Source organism: Roseovarius gaetbuli (assembly GCF_900172365.1).
In the GTDB taxonomy this organism is placed as follows: Bacteria; Pseudomonadota; Alphaproteobacteria; order Rhodobacterales; family Rhodobacteraceae; genus Roseovarius; species Roseovarius gaetbuli.
In genome coordinates, this window is sequence record NZ_FWFJ01000022.1 from 33293 (window position 1) to 48918 (window position 15626).

Sequence of the window (15626 nt, forward strand, 5' to 3'; positions counted from 1 at the left end):
TTCCGCAAACTGGGGGTCGCAACATTGCGCTTTGTCCTTTTGCTATCTAAATCGCTGTGAAATCAATATACTGAATACCAACAGAACAGTAGATTTCACCACCTGCAATTGCTAGCCTCTGCCGCATTGCAGAAACAAGCCGGACAAGATCATGAGCGCAACTGCCCGAAAAACCGCCCCGATGCCCGAAGATATCCGGGCGATGAAAGGCGGCACCCCGATCGTCAGCCTGACTGCCTATACCACGCCGATGGCCCAGATGATGGATGGGCATTGCGATTTCGTTCTGGTCGGCGACAGCGTCGGGATGGTGCTGCATGGCTTGCCCTCGACACTCGGCGTGACGATGGAGATGATGATCCTGCACGGCAAGGCGGTGGCGCGCGGCCTGACCCGTGCGATGATGGTCGTCGATATGCCCTTCGGCTCTTACGAGGAATCGCCGCAACAGGCCTTTGCGAATGCTGCGCTTCTCATGGCCGAAACCGGCGCCGGCGCGGTCAAGCTTGAAGGCGGGCGTCACATGGCCGAAACCATCGCCTTTCTGGTGGCGCGCGGCGTGCCGGTGATGGCGCATATCGGCCTGACACCGCAGTCGATCAACACGCTTGGCGGCTACAAGGTTCAAGGACGCGGCGACGCCGCCGAGGCGCTTATGGCCGATGCCCGCGCGGTATGTGACGCGGGCGCCTTCTCGGTGGTTCTCGAAAAAGTCCCTGCCGCCCTCGCCGATCAGATCACCGCAGAGATTGCCATTCCGACTATCGGTATCGGCGCCTCTGCGGCCTGCGACGGGCAAATTCTGGTGGTCGATGACATGCTCGGCCTATTCACCGCCTTCAAGCCGAAATTCGTCAAACGCTACGCCGCCCTTGGCAGTGATGGCGAAGCGGCGATTGAAAGCTATGCCGAAGATGTGCGCACGCGCGCCTTTCCCGGTCCCGAACATGTTTTTGCAGATAAGGTCCCCTCCTGATGCCAGCCCCCATTCTGCGCCAGCTCGATGTGCTGCGCGACACCACCCTGCCCTGGCGCCTTGCCGGTGAGACAATCGGCGTCGTGCCCACGATGGGCGCGCTGCATGACGGGCACCTGTCGCTGGTCGAGGCGGCCAAGGCGGCCTGTGACCGGGTGATCGTGACGATCTTCGTCAACCCGATGCAGTTCAACAATCCCGAAGACCTTGAAAACTATCCGCGCACCGAACATGACGACGCGCGCAAGCTTGAACGCTTCAACATCGACGCGCTTTATGTCCCCGACGGGCCGCAGATGTACCCCGACGGTTTTGCCAGCAAGATCACGGTCTCGGGGCTCACCGATGTGCTCTGCGGCGCGCATCGGCCGGGGCATTTCGACGGAGTCGCCACGGTGGTGGCCAAGCTGTTCCTGCAAACTTCGGCCAGCGATGCCTTCTTTGGCGAGAAAGACTTTCAGCAGCTTCAAATCGTGCGCCGCATGGCACGCGATCTCGACGTTCCCACCACCGTTCACGGCTGTCCGACCATCCGCGAGATTGACGGGCTGGCGATGTCATCGCGCAACCTGTTGCTGTCGGACCGCGCCCGCGTCACCGCCCCGCGCCTGCACGAGGAAATGGAAACCATGACCGCCGCCATCCTCGACGGCGCGGCCTTCGCTCCCCTGCAAGAGGCGGCGATCAAACGCCTTGAACTGGCAGGCTTTACCAAGGTCGAATACCTCGAAATGCGTGCGAATGACGACCTCAGCCTGTTGACCGACCCGACCCGCCCCGCCCGCCTTTTGGCGGCGGCCTGGCTTGCCGGTGTCCGCCTGATCGACAATATCGCGGTCGAGGCCTGAGCCCTGATTTTCATCGTTCCATAAACACTCCCGCCGGAGGCGCCTGTGGTCGACCACGGATGCCTCCGGCGGGGATATTTTCAGCAAGAAGAAACAGGCGGAGCGCCCAAAAGATCAAGCAGTGCGAGGGCCATGACCTGAGCGGATTGTTCCATGTCGTCAATGCCGACGTATTCATCCGGCTTATGTGCCAGATCGAGGATACCCGGACCGTAGGCGATGCAATTTTTCAGCCGTCCGATCCGGTCGATATGTTTCTGGTCATAGGTGCCGGGGCTGACCACGTAATCGGCGGCGCGCCCGAAGACCTGTTGCACGGCTTGTGCCACCGCCCCCACAACCGGCGCGCTGCGGTCGGTCATCGTGGGCAAGACGCGGTGCAATTCGCGGATGTCATAATCAAAGCCGGGCCGCCCGCTGCGCACGGTTTCCAAAAGGTCGCGGATTTCGGTTTCGACCTCGCCGATATCTTCTTCGATCAAGAAGCGGCGGTCGATGACCATACGACAGCGATCAGGCACACAGGGGCTTGGCAGGCCAGTGTAATCCTTGGCCTGTTCCGGCTCGCCGCCATGGATCGAATTGATATTGAGCGTCGAGGCGCGTGCGCCATCAGGCACCACCGGCATATCGGTGCGCCGCGCGGCGAGGGTGGGGAAGAGGCTGGCCTCCATTTCGGCCATGACAGCCCCCATGTGGCGCACCGCGCAATCGCCCAGAAACGGCATCGAGCCATGCGCAATTTCACCCTTGGTTTCAATCTCGGCCCACCACACGCCGCGATGCCCAAGACAGATGCGATCCTTGTTCAGAGGCTCGGGGATGATCACGTGATCGACGCGCTCGGGGCTGAAAAACCCGCGCTCTGCCAGATAGGCAACACCGCCAAAGCCGCCGGATTCTTCATCCGCCGTGCCAGAAATCTCAATCGCGCCGTCAAAGCCGGGGCAGACCGCGATAAACGCCTCGGCGGCGATGATCGAGGCCGCCATGCCGCCCTTCATGTCGCAGGCTCCGCGCCCATAGACCCGGCCATCCTTGAGCACCCCGGCAAAGGGATCGACACTCCAGCCGTGGCCGACCTCGACCACGTCGATATGGCTGTTGAAATGCACACAGGGACGCGGACGCGCGCCCTCGCGGCGGGCGATGATGTTCCAGCGGGGGTATTTATCGCTATCACCCGGCGCACCATGGGCACGGATCATTTGGGTCTCGAACCCTGCGCCGGATAGGCGCCGGTCAAGGTATTCGCAAATCTCAAGGTAGTTGTCGCCGGGCGGGTTGAGCGTCGGGATCGCGATCAGGTCTTGCGTGAGGCGCACCAGATCGTCCCGCCGCGCCGCGACCTCCTCTATCAGGCGCGCGTTCAGGCTCATGCGCCCACCCAACGGGGCGCGCGGGTCAGCAAGGCCTCGGCCTCCTCCACCATGCTTTGAATGATCTCTGCCACTGGCGGGCGGTCATGGATAAGGCCCGCCGCCTCACCGACAAAGGTATTGGCGCGCGCCGGATCACCCGCCTGCCAGCCCTCGGCCCAGTCCTTTTGCGCGTCGGGATTGGCGCGCAGGCCGTCGGGGTCATCATGCCAGCGCTCGGTCACCGGGTTTTTCAAAACCCGCGCGCTATAGCGTTCGGGCCATCGCAACCCGCGCGCGGCGTCCATCACCGTCGAGCGGAGCGTCATGTCGCCCGTCGCCGCAATCGCCGCGTCGGTCATGGCCGCCGATACATTTGCCTCGGCCGAGGCCCAGAGCCGCGAGCCGACCAGAACCCCGTCTGCCCCAAGCATCAGAGCCGCCGCAAGGCCGCGCCCATCGGCAATCCCGCCAGCCGCCAGCAACAAAACATCCGGCGCGGTGCGCGCCAGCCAATCGGCCACTTCGGGCACCAAGGTAAAGGTGGCGCGCCGCTCGCCGTGCCCGCCGGCCTCGGCCCCCTGCGCCACAATAGCTGTTGCGCCACACTCGGCAGCGGCCTGGGCATCGCGCAGGGTTTGCACCTGGCAGATCAGCGGCACACCGGCCTCGGCGATCCTTGGGGCGAAAGGCGCGGGGTCGCCAAACGACAGCACAAGCGCCGCAGGTTTGCGATCGAGCACAAGGTCAAGAACGTCCGGATTTTCAGCCATTTTCCAGGTGATAAAGCCACAGCCCACCGCCGCATTGCCCGCCGCGCCAAATTCCTGCGCGAGCCACTCGGCATTGCCATAGCCGCCGCCGATAAGGCCAAGCCCGCCCGCGTGGCTAACGGCGGCGGCCAGCCTGCCGCCGGCGGCAAAGGCCATCGGCGCGGACAGGATCGGGTGGGTAAGGTCAAAAGCCTCGGTCAGACGTGTTTTCATGGCCCGAGTATGCGCGCTCATCGCGCCTTAGGGCAAGAGGCCTGCGGCGAAATCGGGAAGTGCGTCGAAATCCGAAAACGCCGTTTGATGCGGGATCTCGGCGACCGGGGTCTTGCGATAGCCTTGGGTATAAAGCGCAAAGGGCAGGCCCGCGCGCACCGAGGTTTCGGCGTCGATCTCGCTATCGCCCACGTAAAGCACGCGGGTCGCGCCGAGGCCCGTGACCGCCGCCGTCAAAGGCGCAGGATCGGGTTTGCGCGCCGGGCAACTGTCACCGCCAATCACCACGGAGAAAAACACGTCAAGACCAAGATGCGCCAGCACCGCGCGCGCAGGCGCGACCGGCTTGTTGGTGCAGATGCCAAGCGCAAAACCCATGCCCGCAAGCCGCTCAAGCGCGTCGGCCACACCGGGATAGACCTCTGTCAGCCACACGGCGGTCTTATAGCCGGCCTCGAATTCACCGACCAATTGACGGTGCAGATCGCCCGTCGCATCCGCATCGCGCGCCCGCAGACAGCAAGCGATGAAATGCGGCACGCCGTGCCCGATAAAGGCGCGGGTTTCTTCGGGGGTAAAGCCCGCAAAGCCATGCGCCGCCATAAGCCGGTTGGCGGCGGCGTGAATGTCGGGCGCGCTGTCGATCAGGGTGCCGTCAAGATCGAAGATGACGGCGCGGGTCATGCCATGGTCGTGGTTGCGGCCTCGGCGGCGGCACGGATGCTGCGGATATTCTCGCCATATGGCGCGGGGTTGGCGACGCTGCCACCCTTGAACACCGCAGAGCCGGCCACCAGAACATCGGCCCCCGCAGCCGCCATGAGCGGTGCTGTTTCCGGGGTAATGCCGCCGTCAATCTCGATATGAATGGGCCGGTCGCCGATCATCGCGCGCAGGCGGCGGACCTTGTCGATCTGGCTGTGAATGAATTTCTGACCGCCAAAGCCGGGGTTCACCGTCATCACGCAGATCAGATCGACCATATCCAGAAGGTAGTCCAGATCCTCGATCCCGGTGCCGGGGTTCAGCGCCAGACCCGCCTTACAGCCCGCGCCGCGAATGGCCTGAAGCGTGCGATGGGTATGCGGGCCGGCCTCAAGATGCGCGGTCAGAATATCGGCGCCCGCCGCGGCGAAAGCGTCAATATAGGCATCCACCGGCGAGATCATCAGATGCACATCCATCACCGTCTTGATATGCGGGCGGATCGCGGCACAGAGCGGCGGGCCAAACGTCAGGTTCGGCACGAAATGCCCGTCCATCACATCGACATGCACCCAATCGGCGCCCTCGGCCTCGATTGCCTGAATTTCCTGGCCGAAATTGGCAAAATCCGCCGATAGGATCGACGGGGCGATTTTGATGGAACGATCAAAGCTCATGGCAGGGCCTCTTTGCGCGGGGTTGGGATGCCTTGCACATGCGCCCCGCGCGCCCAGAGGTCAAGACCCTCACCCGCAATTGATCCTTGCCGGGTTTCATGCCACGGTCGCCCCGACCGCCGGAAACAACAGGACAACGCCCCATGCAGGCACAGATGATGCACCGCCCGTTAAGGATCATCGACATCCTGACCCATGCCGCCGCGGCCTTTGGCGATCAGGGGCTGATCTCGGTGCGCACGGAAGGCGACATTCATCGCGCCACATACCCGCAAACCCTTGCGCGGGTGGCGCAGCTTGCCCATGCGCTTGACGCGCTCGGGGTCAGGTTCGGTAACCGGATCGCGACGCTGGCCTGGAACGGCTATCGCCATTTCGAGCTTTACTACGGGATCTCGTCCATCGGGGCGGTGTGCCACACGATCAATCCGCGCCTCTCGCAGGAACAGCTGGTCTATGTCATCAACCATGCCGAAGATCGGATCCTGTTCATCGACACAACCTTTGTGCCGTTGATCGAGGCGGTGCGCGATCAGCTTCCTCAAGACCTGCGCTTTGTCATCCTGACCGACCGCGCGCATATGCCCGAGACCACGCTTGATGCGCTGTGCTATGAAGAGTTGCTTGACGGACAGCCGCAAACCTATGACTGGCCCGAATTCGCGGAAGAGACCGCCTCGGCGCTGTGTTATACCTCGGGCACGACGGGCGATCCCAAGGGGGCGCTTTATTCGCATCGCTCGACGTTGCTGCATGCGATGATGGTGCCGATCTCGCAAACCAGCAGCTTTCGCGCCGGGGCGCGGGTCATGCCGGTGGTGCCGCTGTTTCACGTCAACGCATGGGGCCTGCCCTATACCGCGCCACTTATGGGCATGACCATGGTGATGCCCGGCGGGGCGCTTGATGGCGCAAGCCTGTTTCGCCTGATGGATGGCGAGGCGGTCTATTCGGCCTGGGGCGTACCTACGGTCTGGGCCGGGCTTTTGGCCGAGATCAAGGCGCAGGGGCGCGCGCCAAACGGCTTTGGCGATCTGGTGGTTGGCGGGTCGGCCGCGCCGCGCGTGATGATCGAGGAGTACGAGGCGCGCGGCGTCACCGTTTGTCAGGCCTGGGGCATGACCGAGCTGAGCCCGATTGGCACCCACGGCGTTTTGCCCCCTGCCCTGCAACAGGCCCCCGAGGCCGACAGGATCACCGCCAAGGCCTGTGCCGGGCGGCGGATTTTCGGGGTCGAGTTCAAGATCGTCGATGACGAGGGCACGCCCCAACCCCATGACGGCACCGCCAGCGGCGAATTATACGTGCGCGGCAATACCGTGATCAGCGGCTATTTCAACAACGAGACCGCCAGCCGCGCCGCGATGGACGCCGAAGGCTGGTTCGGCACCGGCGATGTGGCCTCGGTTGCGCCCGACGGGATGCTGGTGATCCGGGATCGCGCCAAGGATCTGGTGAAATCGGGCGGTGAATGGATAAGCTCGATCGACCTTGAAAACGCCGCCATCGCGCATCCGGCCATTGCCGCCTGTGCGGTGATTGCCGTGGCCCACCCGAAATGGGATGAGCGCCCGGTTCTGGTGGCCGTGCCCGCAGGCAAGGACCGCCCGACGCTGGCCGACCTGCACGCCCATATGGCGGCGCATTTCGCCCGTTGGCAATTGCCCGATGACCTGCTCTGGGTCGAGGACCTGCCGCTGACCGCCACCGGAAAGGTGTCGAAACTTACCCTTCGGGAGCGGTTTGGCAACTATGTTTTACCCGACCTGCGAGAGGCCAGCACATGAGCGCCGAGCTTAACACCACCGCCGTTGCCGCATGGCTTGGCGCGCATCTTGCGGGCTTTTCCGGGCCGGTGAGTGCGACGAAATTCAGCGGCGGGCAATCGAACCCAACCTACCTTCTGAAGACCCCTGCGCGCAATTATGTACTGCGGCGCAAACCGCCCGGCGTCCTGCTCAAGTCCGCCCATGCGGTCGAGCGCGAATTCCGGGTGCAGCGCGCCCTTGAAGGCAGCGACGTGCCGGTCGCCAAGATGCATATCCTGTGCGAGGACGAGACCGTGATCGGCTCGCCGTTCTACATCATGGACGAGGTAGAGGGCCGCAATTTCGACAGCCCGAGCCTGCCCGGCATGACCCCGCCCGAACGCGGCGCCTTGATTGACGAGATGAACCGGGTTCTGGCAGCGATCCACGATGTCGATATCACCGCCGTCGGCCTGTCGGATTATGGGCCGTCGGGCAATTATTACCGCCGTCAGGTTGACCGCTGGTCCAAGCAATATAGCGCCACCCAGACCGACGATCTGCCGGATATGACCGCGCTTATCGACTGGCTTGACGGAAATATTCCCGCCGATGACGGGCAGCGCACGCTGGTGCATGGTGACTATCGCCTCGATAACCTGTTGTTTTCCAAAGACGATGCGCGCTGTCTCGCGGTGCTGGATTGGGAACTGTCGACCATCGGCCACCCTTACGCCGATCTGGCCGCTGTGATCATGCAATGGTCGATGCCCGCCACCCGCGAAGGGCGCGGCTTGGCCGGGGTGGATCGCACGGCGCTTGGCCTCTGGAGCGATCAGCAGTTTATCGAGCGCTATTGCGCGCGGCGCGGATTGGCCGACATCGACAATTTCGGCTTTTACCTGGCATTTTGCTATTTCCGCATGGCGGCCATTCTGCAAGGCGTGAAGAAACGCGCGCTTGATGGCAATGCCTCTGACCCTGAACGCGGTTTGCAACTTGGCCAATATGTACCCGCCTTTGCCCGTCAGGGGCTTGAGGCGGCGAAAGGAGTTTTATGACTCAAGACGTTGACCCCGCCCTGATCGAGACGCCCTCGGCCCTGCAAACCCACCTTGGGTTTTCAATGACCGGATGGTCGCGCGATTATGCGCGGATTGAGCTGCCGCTTCATCCCTACCTGATGAATCGCCAGGGCCTGCCGCATGGCGGTATCCATGCCACGCTGCTTGATACGGCGATGGGGTTTGCGGGCTGTTATACCGGCGATCCGGAGCGCTCGCAGATGGCGCTTACCCTGTCGATGACGGTGAATTATCTGGCACAGGCGAAAGGCGCGGTGCTGATCGCCGAAGGCTGGCGCACCGGCGGGGGCAAGACCAGCTATTTCGCCAAGGGTGAAATCCGCGACGACAGCGGCACGCTTGTCGCCACCGCCACCGGCGTGTTTCGCTATCGGCGCAGCTGAACGCTTGTTGGACCTGTCCGGTTTTTGTGCCGCTCCTTTGACTGAGCTGCTCGCATTTGTTGGACAGGATCTGACGTGATCTAAACTGCTTTTCGCCCCTGCTGATCGGGTTGGGCTTTTTCTTTTCTCTGCAAAAGACCACGGCTGGTGATTTGCCGCCAAGAAAGGAATGCGGGCGCGATGGCGACTGCAGTCGTTCGGTGAACGTTTATCTGGGAACCTGCGGTACTCAAGGCGGTTGTTCGTGGTCGCGATCATCACCGCGGGCGCTGCCTGACGCCCACCTCGGTTTAGAGCGTTGGGGGCAAACTGCCCAAGCCTTTATCATCGTTCTGTCTTCGTCGAGTGGTGCGATGACACTTGTCACTATGGCTTCCAACAGGTCAACCACTGAGCGCGAAGGAATTCGGCATCCCTCAGTCGGAATTGAACAAATCGCGCGTGAAGAGCTTGTCGGATACATCATTCAACTCGTCCGAGATGCGGTTGCTCACGATGAGATCTGCGGCCTGTTTGAATGCGCCAAGGTCTTTGAACACCTCCGAGCCGAAAAAATGGGTCTCCGGCATATTGGGCTCGTATACAATGACAATAATGCCCTTTGCCTTGATCCGCTTCATGATGCCCTGAATGGAACTGAACCGGAAATTGTCCGATCCGGTTTTCATGGCAAGCCGGTAGATGCCAACGGTCTTGGGCCCTTTGGAAATGATGTGATCGGCGATGAAATCCTTGCGGGTGCGGTTGGCATCGACAATGGCCTTGATAATATTCTGGGGCACTTTTTCATAGTTGGCGAGAAGTTGTTTGCTGTCTTTGGGCAGGCAGTAGCCGCCATAGCCGAAGGATGGATTGTTGTAGTGATCCCCGATGCGCGGATCCAGGCTGATGCCGCTGATGATCTGGCGGCTATCGATATCATTCACCAATGCGTAAGTATCCAGTTCATTGAAGAATGCGACACGCATTGCCAGATAGCTGTTGGAGAACAGCTTGATGGCTTCCGCTTCGGTGGAATGCGTGAACAGAACAGGCACGTCCTCTGCCAATGCACTGCTTTTGAGGATGTCGGCAAAACGTTCGGCTGCGGGGGTGACATCGCCTACGACAATGCGTGACGGATAGAGGTTGTCATACAAGGCCCGCCCCTCGCGCAGGAATTCCGGGGAAAAGATGATGTTATCGGTGCCAAATTGGGCCCGCATCCTGCGGGTATAGCCGACGGGTATGGTTGATTTTATGATCACTGTCGCGGTCGGGTTGCAGGCCTGAACGTTTTCCAGCACAGCCTCGATCGAACGGGTATCGAACTTGTTGCTGACAGGGTCATAGTTTGTCGGGGTAGCGATGATGATGTACTCGGCGTCTGCGTATGCCACTTGCGGGTCGGTGGTGGCGCGGTCAGGTTCAGCGTATGGTGCGACAGGTAGTCAGAAATATGATCATCCACGATGGGCGACATACCCTTGTTGACGCAATCCACCCGGCTTGTATCAATATCAACGGCGACCACGTCATGGAACCGCGCCAGCAGTACAGCATTTGACAGCCCGACATATCCAAGACCGACGACGGCGATTTTAGTCTTCACGTTATGAGATCCTTGCAATGGCGACGTCGCCCCGGTCAGGATCCGGGGGGGGCATTTCAAATAGGCGCTGTGGCGTTGTACAGCGCTGACTTCAGACTGCAAGAACGCTTTTTGTCGGCACATCATGCGCGTTCAGGTACGCGCGTAGACGTCCTCGTAGCGGATGATATCATCCTCGCCCAAATAGCTGCCGGTCTGCACTTCGATCAGCACCATCGGCACTTTGCCGGGATTTACCATCCGGTGCACGGCCCCCAGCGGGATGTAGACGGACTGGTTCTCTGTGACGAGTTTGACCTCCTGATCCACGGTGACTTCGGCGGTGCCTTCGACAACGATCCAATGCTCGGACCGGTGGTGATGGCTTTGCAGGCTCAACGCGGCACCGGGGTGCACCACAATGCGTTTGACTTGAAACCGCGCCCCAACCACCAAGCTCTCGAACCAGCCCCAGGGGCGGTGATCCTTCGGGAACTCCTCGGCCTGTTTAGCCGATTTGGACTTTAGCGCGGCGACGGCCAGTTTGACATCCTGCGCGCGGTTGATATCCGCAATCAGAACAGCATCGGTCATGGCCACGGCCACGATGTTCTTCAGCCCGATGCCCACGACCTCAAGGTTGCTGTCCTCCGAGCGCAGCAGCGTGTTGTCGCAATCAATTGCCGTGCCCGCTCCTGACGTGGCCACACCGCGGTCGTCGCGCGCCGTTTCGCGCCAGACGGCATCCCAGCCACCCAAATCGGACCAGCCTGCTGCAAAGGGTACCACCACCAGATTGTCGGCCTTTTCCATAACGGCATAATCTATCGAAATATCATCGGCCTTCGCCCAAGGTTCGGGCGCCAAACGAAGGAAGCCCAAATCGTGCTGACCCGCATCGACGGCCTGTTGCACGGGTGTGATCAGATTTGGGGCGTGGCTGCGGAAGGCATCCAGAATACCCTTCACGGAGAACAGAAAAATACCTGCGTTCCAAAGGAAATTACCGGCGTCTAGCATCTCTTGCGCGCGCGCGGCGCCGGGCTTTTCGATGAATTGGGTCAGCGCTATGGCGCGGGCGGAAAAATCACCCGGATCCTCGGCCAGCTCAAGGTAGCCGTAGCCGGTTTCCGCGTGGGCGGGTTTGATCCCGAAGGTCACCAGCTGACCTGCGCAGGCGGCCGACAGGCCCGCCTGCACGGCCGCGCGGAACGCAGGTGCATCTGGCACAACGTGGTCTGAGGGCGCGATGAGCATCACACCATCGGGGTCGGTCTTTTCCAGCCAGAGGGCGGCGGCCAGCACCGCAGGGGCGGTGTTGCGGCCCTCTGGCTCAATCAGGATGGCGGCGGGATCGATGCCCACATCGGCCAGCTGCTCTGTTACAATAAAGCGGAAGTCGGAATTGGTCAGCACCGTGGGGGCGGCAAATCCCTCCCCCGACAGGCGCTGCGCGGAGGCCTGAAACAGCGTCTGGTCGCCCAGAAGTTTGGCGAATTGCTTGGGATATGATTTACGCGACAGCGGCCAAAGGCGCGTGCCGGAACCGCCACACAGAAGAATGGGATGGATCATAGTAAAATCCTTTGTCAATGAGTTCACCTATCGTGATGGTTTTGTTTGAGCGGGCTGCAAAACTCAACCCCTCACTTTATTTCGTCTGCTCTAATGCGAATGTTTTGAACGGATCATCCTCGCGGTCGGTATCTGCAGCATAGGCTTTCAGAAACTGAGTGATGTTTCCAAGAGGATAGCGCCGCAGGACGTTTAAATCGCATTCCCACCACTGGGCGTTCAGCAGGGCGTCCCGGATTGGCTCGGGGAACCGGTAACGGATCAAGCGGGCAGGACTCCCACCGACTATAGCATAGGCGGGAACGTCCTTGGTGACCACACTGTTGCCCCCGATCACGGCACCGGTCGCGATGCTCACACCTTCCAGTATGATCGCGCCGTCGCCGATCCAAACGTCGTTCATGACGATAGCTGTGTGCGCCGAAAAATATAGAGGGCGCCGTCTGGATCAGAGGGAACGATACCGCGGCTGAATGTTCAAAAAAACATCCCTGTAGATAAGCGGACCTCTTGAACGCAGCATCTTTCCGATCCAGCCTTTGGTCAACTGGCAACGCGCCTCGTCTGAAGGCGGTGAGTTTTTCCGTAATCTTCAAGGAGCGGTCGCGCTTTGCATCACGTCGCCTTTTGATTGTGGCTGTCGGTACATCTCAAGCCTCCCTGACGGTTTCGGTCTCTCTGAACCATGCGTAGGTGCTTTGCACCCCTTCTTCCAGCCCAATGCCCGCGCGCCAGCCCATGTCCGCCAGACGCGACACATCCATCAGCTTGCGCAGGGTGCCATCGGGTTTGGAGGGGTCATTGGTAATCCGGCCTTTGAACCCGGTCACCTGGGCCACCATCTGAGCCAGCTCCATAATCGAAATATCGGTGCCTGAGCCCACATTGATGTGGCTCGACATGGGCTGGGTGTTGGCATCATAGGTCTGCTTGTCCAATTCCAGCACGAACAGGCTGGCTTCGGCCATATCGTCCACATGCAAGAACTCGCGCCGCGGCTTGCCCGAGCCCCAGATCATCACTTCATCGTCGCCGGCCTGTGCCGCTTCATGAAAGCGGCGGATCAGAGCGGGCAGCACATGGGAGTTTTCGGGATGAAAGTTGTCACCGGGGCCGTAAAGGTTGGTCGGCATCACCGAGCGGTAATCGACCCCATGCTGGCGGTTGTAGCTTTCGCACAGCTTGATGCCCGCGATCTTGGCCACGGCGTAGGGCTCGTTGGTGGGCTCAAGCACCCCGGTGAGCAGTGCGTCCTCACGCATCGGCTGGGGAACGGCACGCGGATAGATGCAAGACGATCCGAGCTGCAACAGGCGGCGGCAACCCGCCTCGAAGGCCTGATGGATCACGTTGCATTCGATCATCAGGTTCTCATAGATAAAATCGGCCGGATAGGTGTTGTTGGCGTGAATGCCGCCCACCTTGGCCGCCGCCAGGATCACCACATCGGGTTTCTCTGCCTGCATAAAGTCGCGCACGGCGATCTGATCGGTCAGGTTCAACTCGGAGGACGTGCGGGTGATCAGCGTCAGATCCTCGCCCGCGTCCCTGCGCGCCTGAAGACGGCGGGTGATGGCGCCGCCGACCATGCCGCGATGGCCTGCGATGTAGTATTTTGTCATGTATCCGTTCCCAGTACTGAGTTTTCTGGTGACCTATTTAGTGACGCAGACGAGTTGCCAACGCGGGCAGTTTTCCCTTGAGCCGCCCAAAGGCCGAGCTGTAGTCTTGTACTTCGTAATGCGTTATTGCCGTGCCCCGTATTTTCCGAAGCAGGCTTGCAATACTCTGATCGTGTCTGTGTTCTATGAAGTCGGGGTGATTTGACAGATGGGACACACTGTCATCTGAAAAGTGATATGCATCTTCTACCGCTATAGAGGCCCAACTGCGCAGTAGTTCGATATTGCTGTTCGTTTTCTGCAGGAAGATTAAACCACTCCCCAATTGGCTGGTTTTGAGGTGACTGTCATCGTCACAAAGCCCAAGCCTATAACTGAGGTCCATCTTGGAATAGTGGCTCTCAACAAAGACATTTTGGAACGAAAGCATCCGATCTGGAGCGTCCCGTGTCAATTCGAGATACTCGTCAAAGCGGCGGCGGCCTTGTGGATTGAAGGTAAAGCCGGCATCCGCATAAACAAGCACATCTTCCGGTCCGAGATCGACCAGATGTGCCAGAATGAGTGCGGGCTTCCAAATCCAATAGCCAAAGCCACGGACGGTTGCGCGCATGAAGGCTTCATGAAACCGAAGGAAGTCCACCGGGAGGGAATTGCAGTCAGCGATGTGAATATCGTCAAAAAAGCCCGATGCAATGACGTTGTCTTTGAAGTTTACTTTACGCTTTTCAAAAGCCCCGTCTGCAAACGAACATAATTTCACGATACCCACTGCTGTTCTCCGGGCCCTAAATGTGGGATGTCATGACACTCAATTCTCAACGCTCACCGGCATGTCCATCCCGTGCTCTTTGAGCAAAGCGTGGCGCTTGGCGGTATTCAGATCGTGCCGAACCATCTCGGCGCACATTTCCTGTGCGGTGATCTCGGGCGTCCAGCCCAGCACGCGCTTGGCTTTGGCCGGGTCACCCAACAACGTCTCGACTTCGGCGGGGCGGAAATATTGCGGATCGATGCGCATGACCACATCGCCCACGCTGAGTGCGGGGGTGTCATCGCCCTTGATGTCAGTGATGGTGGCGATCTCTTCGGTGCCGGTGCCGGTAAACTCAAGTGTGACCCCGAGCTCGGCCGCCGACCACGTGATGAACTCGCGTACAGAGTATTGCACGCCCGTGGCGATCACAAAATCCTCGGGGGCGTCCTGTTGCAGCATCATCCACTGCATGCGCACGTAATCCTTGGCATGACCCCAGTCGCGCAAGGAATCGATGTTGCCCATGTAAAGACACTGCTCGAGCCCTTGGGCGATGTTGGCCAGACCGCGCGTGATCTTGCGGGTCACGAATGTCTCGCCACGCCGCGGGCTCTCGTGGTTGAACAGAATGCCGTTGCACGCATACATGCCGTAAGCTTCGCGGTAGTTCACAGCAATCCAGTAGGCATACATCTTGGCCACCGCATAGGGGCTGCGCGGGTGGAACGGCGTGGTTTCGGTCTGCGGGGTTTCCTGCACCAGACCGTAGAGTTCCGAGGTGGAGGCCTGATAAAACCTTGTCTTTTTCTCCAATCCCAGAAAACGGATCGCTTCCAGCAGGCGCAGGGTGCCCATCGCATCCACATCGGCGGTATATTCAGGTGCCTCAAAGGAGACGGCCACGTGGCTTTGTGCGCCGAGGTTGTAGACTTCGTCGGGCTGCACTTCAGAAAGAATGCGCGTGAGGTTCGAGCTGTCGGCCAGATCGCCGTAGTGCAACTTCAATTTTGGATTGGGCTGATGCGGATCTTGATAGATGTGGTCGATCCGCTGTGTGTTGAAACTGGATGCGCGGCGTTTGATCCCGTGGACCTCATACCCTTTCGCGAGCAAAAACTCTGCCAGATAGGACCCGTCTTGTCCGGTAATGCCAGTGATTAGTGCTATTTTGGTCATATGATGTCCTGAAAATAGATGTTGTTTTTTGAAGGGCGCCAATGTGCTGACAAGTCGGAGACCAGCTTGCTTGAAGCTCGTTACCAAGTTTTTTTTTCCGTTACAAGCAAAGCGGCGGGCGGGTCACGCCGAGTTTTTGGCAAGTATCAAAGAATATGCA

The 15626-nt window shown here is 60.2% G+C and carries 14 protein-coding genes and 1 pseudogene; 5 read left to right on the forward strand and 10 right to left on the reverse strand.

Features of this window, described 5'->3' with window-relative positions:
• Positions 1 to 151: 151 nt before the first annotated feature.
• A complete protein-coding gene (gene panB, locus ROG8370_RS11780; protein ID WP_085827324.1) occupies positions 152 to 976 on the forward strand; it encodes a 3-methyl-2-oxobutanoate hydroxymethyltransferase in 825 nt (274 codons plus the stop codon).
• Entirely contained in the window at positions 976 to 1824 is an 849-nt protein-coding gene (gene panC / locus ROG8370_RS11785; protein ID WP_085827325.1) for a pantoate--beta-alanine ligase, read from the forward strand. Before panB ends, panC begins: the two co-directional genes overlap by 1 nt.
• Before the next feature lie 80 nt (positions 1825 to 1904).
• On the opposite strand, the gene ROG8370_RS11790 is transcribed toward panC, so the two are convergent.
• From ROG8370_RS11790 to rpe, 4 genes are read right to left on the reverse strand one after another with little or no spacing between them, the layout of a single operon-like run.
• Entirely contained in the window at positions 1905 to 3203 is a 1299-nt protein-coding gene (locus tag ROG8370_RS11790) for an acetylornithine deacetylase/succinyl-diaminopimelate desuccinylase family protein (RefSeq protein WP_085827326.1), read from the reverse strand.
• Positions 3200 to 4168: an NAD(P)H-dependent flavin oxidoreductase gene (locus ROG8370_RS11795; RefSeq protein ID WP_085827327.1), complete on the reverse strand. Its 969-nt coding sequence runs from the start codon at positions 4166 to 4168 to the stop codon at positions 3200 to 3202. Before ROG8370_RS11795 ends, ROG8370_RS11790 begins: the two co-directional genes overlap by 4 nt.
• A 27-nt stretch (positions 4169 to 4195) precedes the next feature.
• Complete coding sequence (gph, locus tag ROG8370_RS11800; RefSeq protein ID WP_085827329.1) at positions 4196 to 4852, reverse strand: phosphoglycolate phosphatase; 657 nt, start codon at positions 4850 to 4852, stop codon at positions 4196 to 4198.
• The gene (gene rpe, locus ROG8370_RS11805) at positions 4849 to 5550 is read right to left on the reverse strand and encodes a ribulose-phosphate 3-epimerase (RefSeq protein WP_085827331.1); all 702 of its coding nucleotides are present in this window, start codon (positions 5548 to 5550) and stop codon (positions 4849 to 4851) included. The genes gph and rpe overlap by 4 nt, the downstream gene beginning before the upstream one ends.
• Before the next feature lie 143 nt (positions 5551 to 5693).
• Between rpe and ROG8370_RS11810 the strand changes: the two genes are divergently transcribed.
• Genes ROG8370_RS11810 through ROG8370_RS11820 form a run of 3 tightly spaced genes read left to right on the forward strand, consistent with a single transcriptional unit; the run spans position 5694 to position 8766 of the window.
• Complete coding sequence (locus ROG8370_RS11810; protein ID WP_085827332.1) at positions 5694 to 7337, forward strand: long-chain-fatty-acid--CoA ligase; 1644 nt, start codon at positions 5694 to 5696, stop codon at positions 7335 to 7337.
• Entirely contained in the window at positions 7334 to 8359 is a 1026-nt protein-coding gene (locus ROG8370_RS11815; RefSeq protein ID WP_085827334.1) for a phosphotransferase family protein, read from the forward strand. The genes ROG8370_RS11810 and ROG8370_RS11815 overlap by 4 nt, the downstream gene beginning before the upstream one ends.
• Positions 8356 to 8766, forward strand: coding sequence for a PaaI family thioesterase (locus ROG8370_RS11820; protein ID WP_085827336.1), 411 nt, complete (start codon positions 8356 to 8358; stop codon positions 8764 to 8766). Before ROG8370_RS11815 ends, ROG8370_RS11820 begins: the two co-directional genes overlap by 4 nt.
• Positions 8767 to 9182: 416 nt before the next feature.
• Here ROG8370_RS11820 and ROG8370_RS11825 read toward each other — a convergent pair.
• The 6 genes and pseudogenes from ROG8370_RS11825 to gmd form a co-directional block, all read right to left on the reverse strand.
• Positions 9183 to 10357: pseudogene (locus ROG8370_RS11825) on the reverse strand (nucleotide sugar dehydrogenase).
• Positions 10358 to 10489: 132 nt separating this feature from the next.
• Positions 10490 to 11911, reverse strand: a complete 1422-nt coding sequence (locus tag ROG8370_RS11830; RefSeq protein ID WP_085827338.1) for a mannose-1-phosphate guanylyltransferase/mannose-6-phosphate isomerase — start codon at positions 11909 to 11911, stop codon at positions 10490 to 10492.
• 76 nt (positions 11912 to 11987) lie between these two features.
• A complete protein-coding gene (locus ROG8370_RS11835; RefSeq protein ID WP_085827340.1) occupies positions 11988 to 12314 on the reverse strand; it encodes a CatB-related O-acetyltransferase in 327 nt (108 codons plus the stop codon).
• A gap of 247 nt (positions 12315 to 12561) precedes the next feature.
• A complete protein-coding gene (gene fcl / locus ROG8370_RS11840; RefSeq protein WP_085827342.1) occupies positions 12562 to 13533 on the reverse strand; it encodes a GDP-L-fucose synthase in 972 nt (323 codons plus the stop codon).
• A 37-nt stretch (positions 13534 to 13570) separates the two neighbouring features.
• Entirely contained in the window at positions 13571 to 14305 is a 735-nt protein-coding gene (locus ROG8370_RS11845; protein ID WP_085827343.1) for a hypothetical protein, read from the reverse strand.
• A gap of 39 nt (positions 14306 to 14344) precedes the next feature.
• A complete protein-coding gene (gene gmd / locus ROG8370_RS11850) occupies positions 14345 to 15466 on the reverse strand; it encodes a GDP-mannose 4,6-dehydratase (RefSeq protein WP_085827345.1) in 1122 nt (373 codons plus the stop codon).
• Positions 15467 to 15626 lie beyond the last annotated feature (160 nt).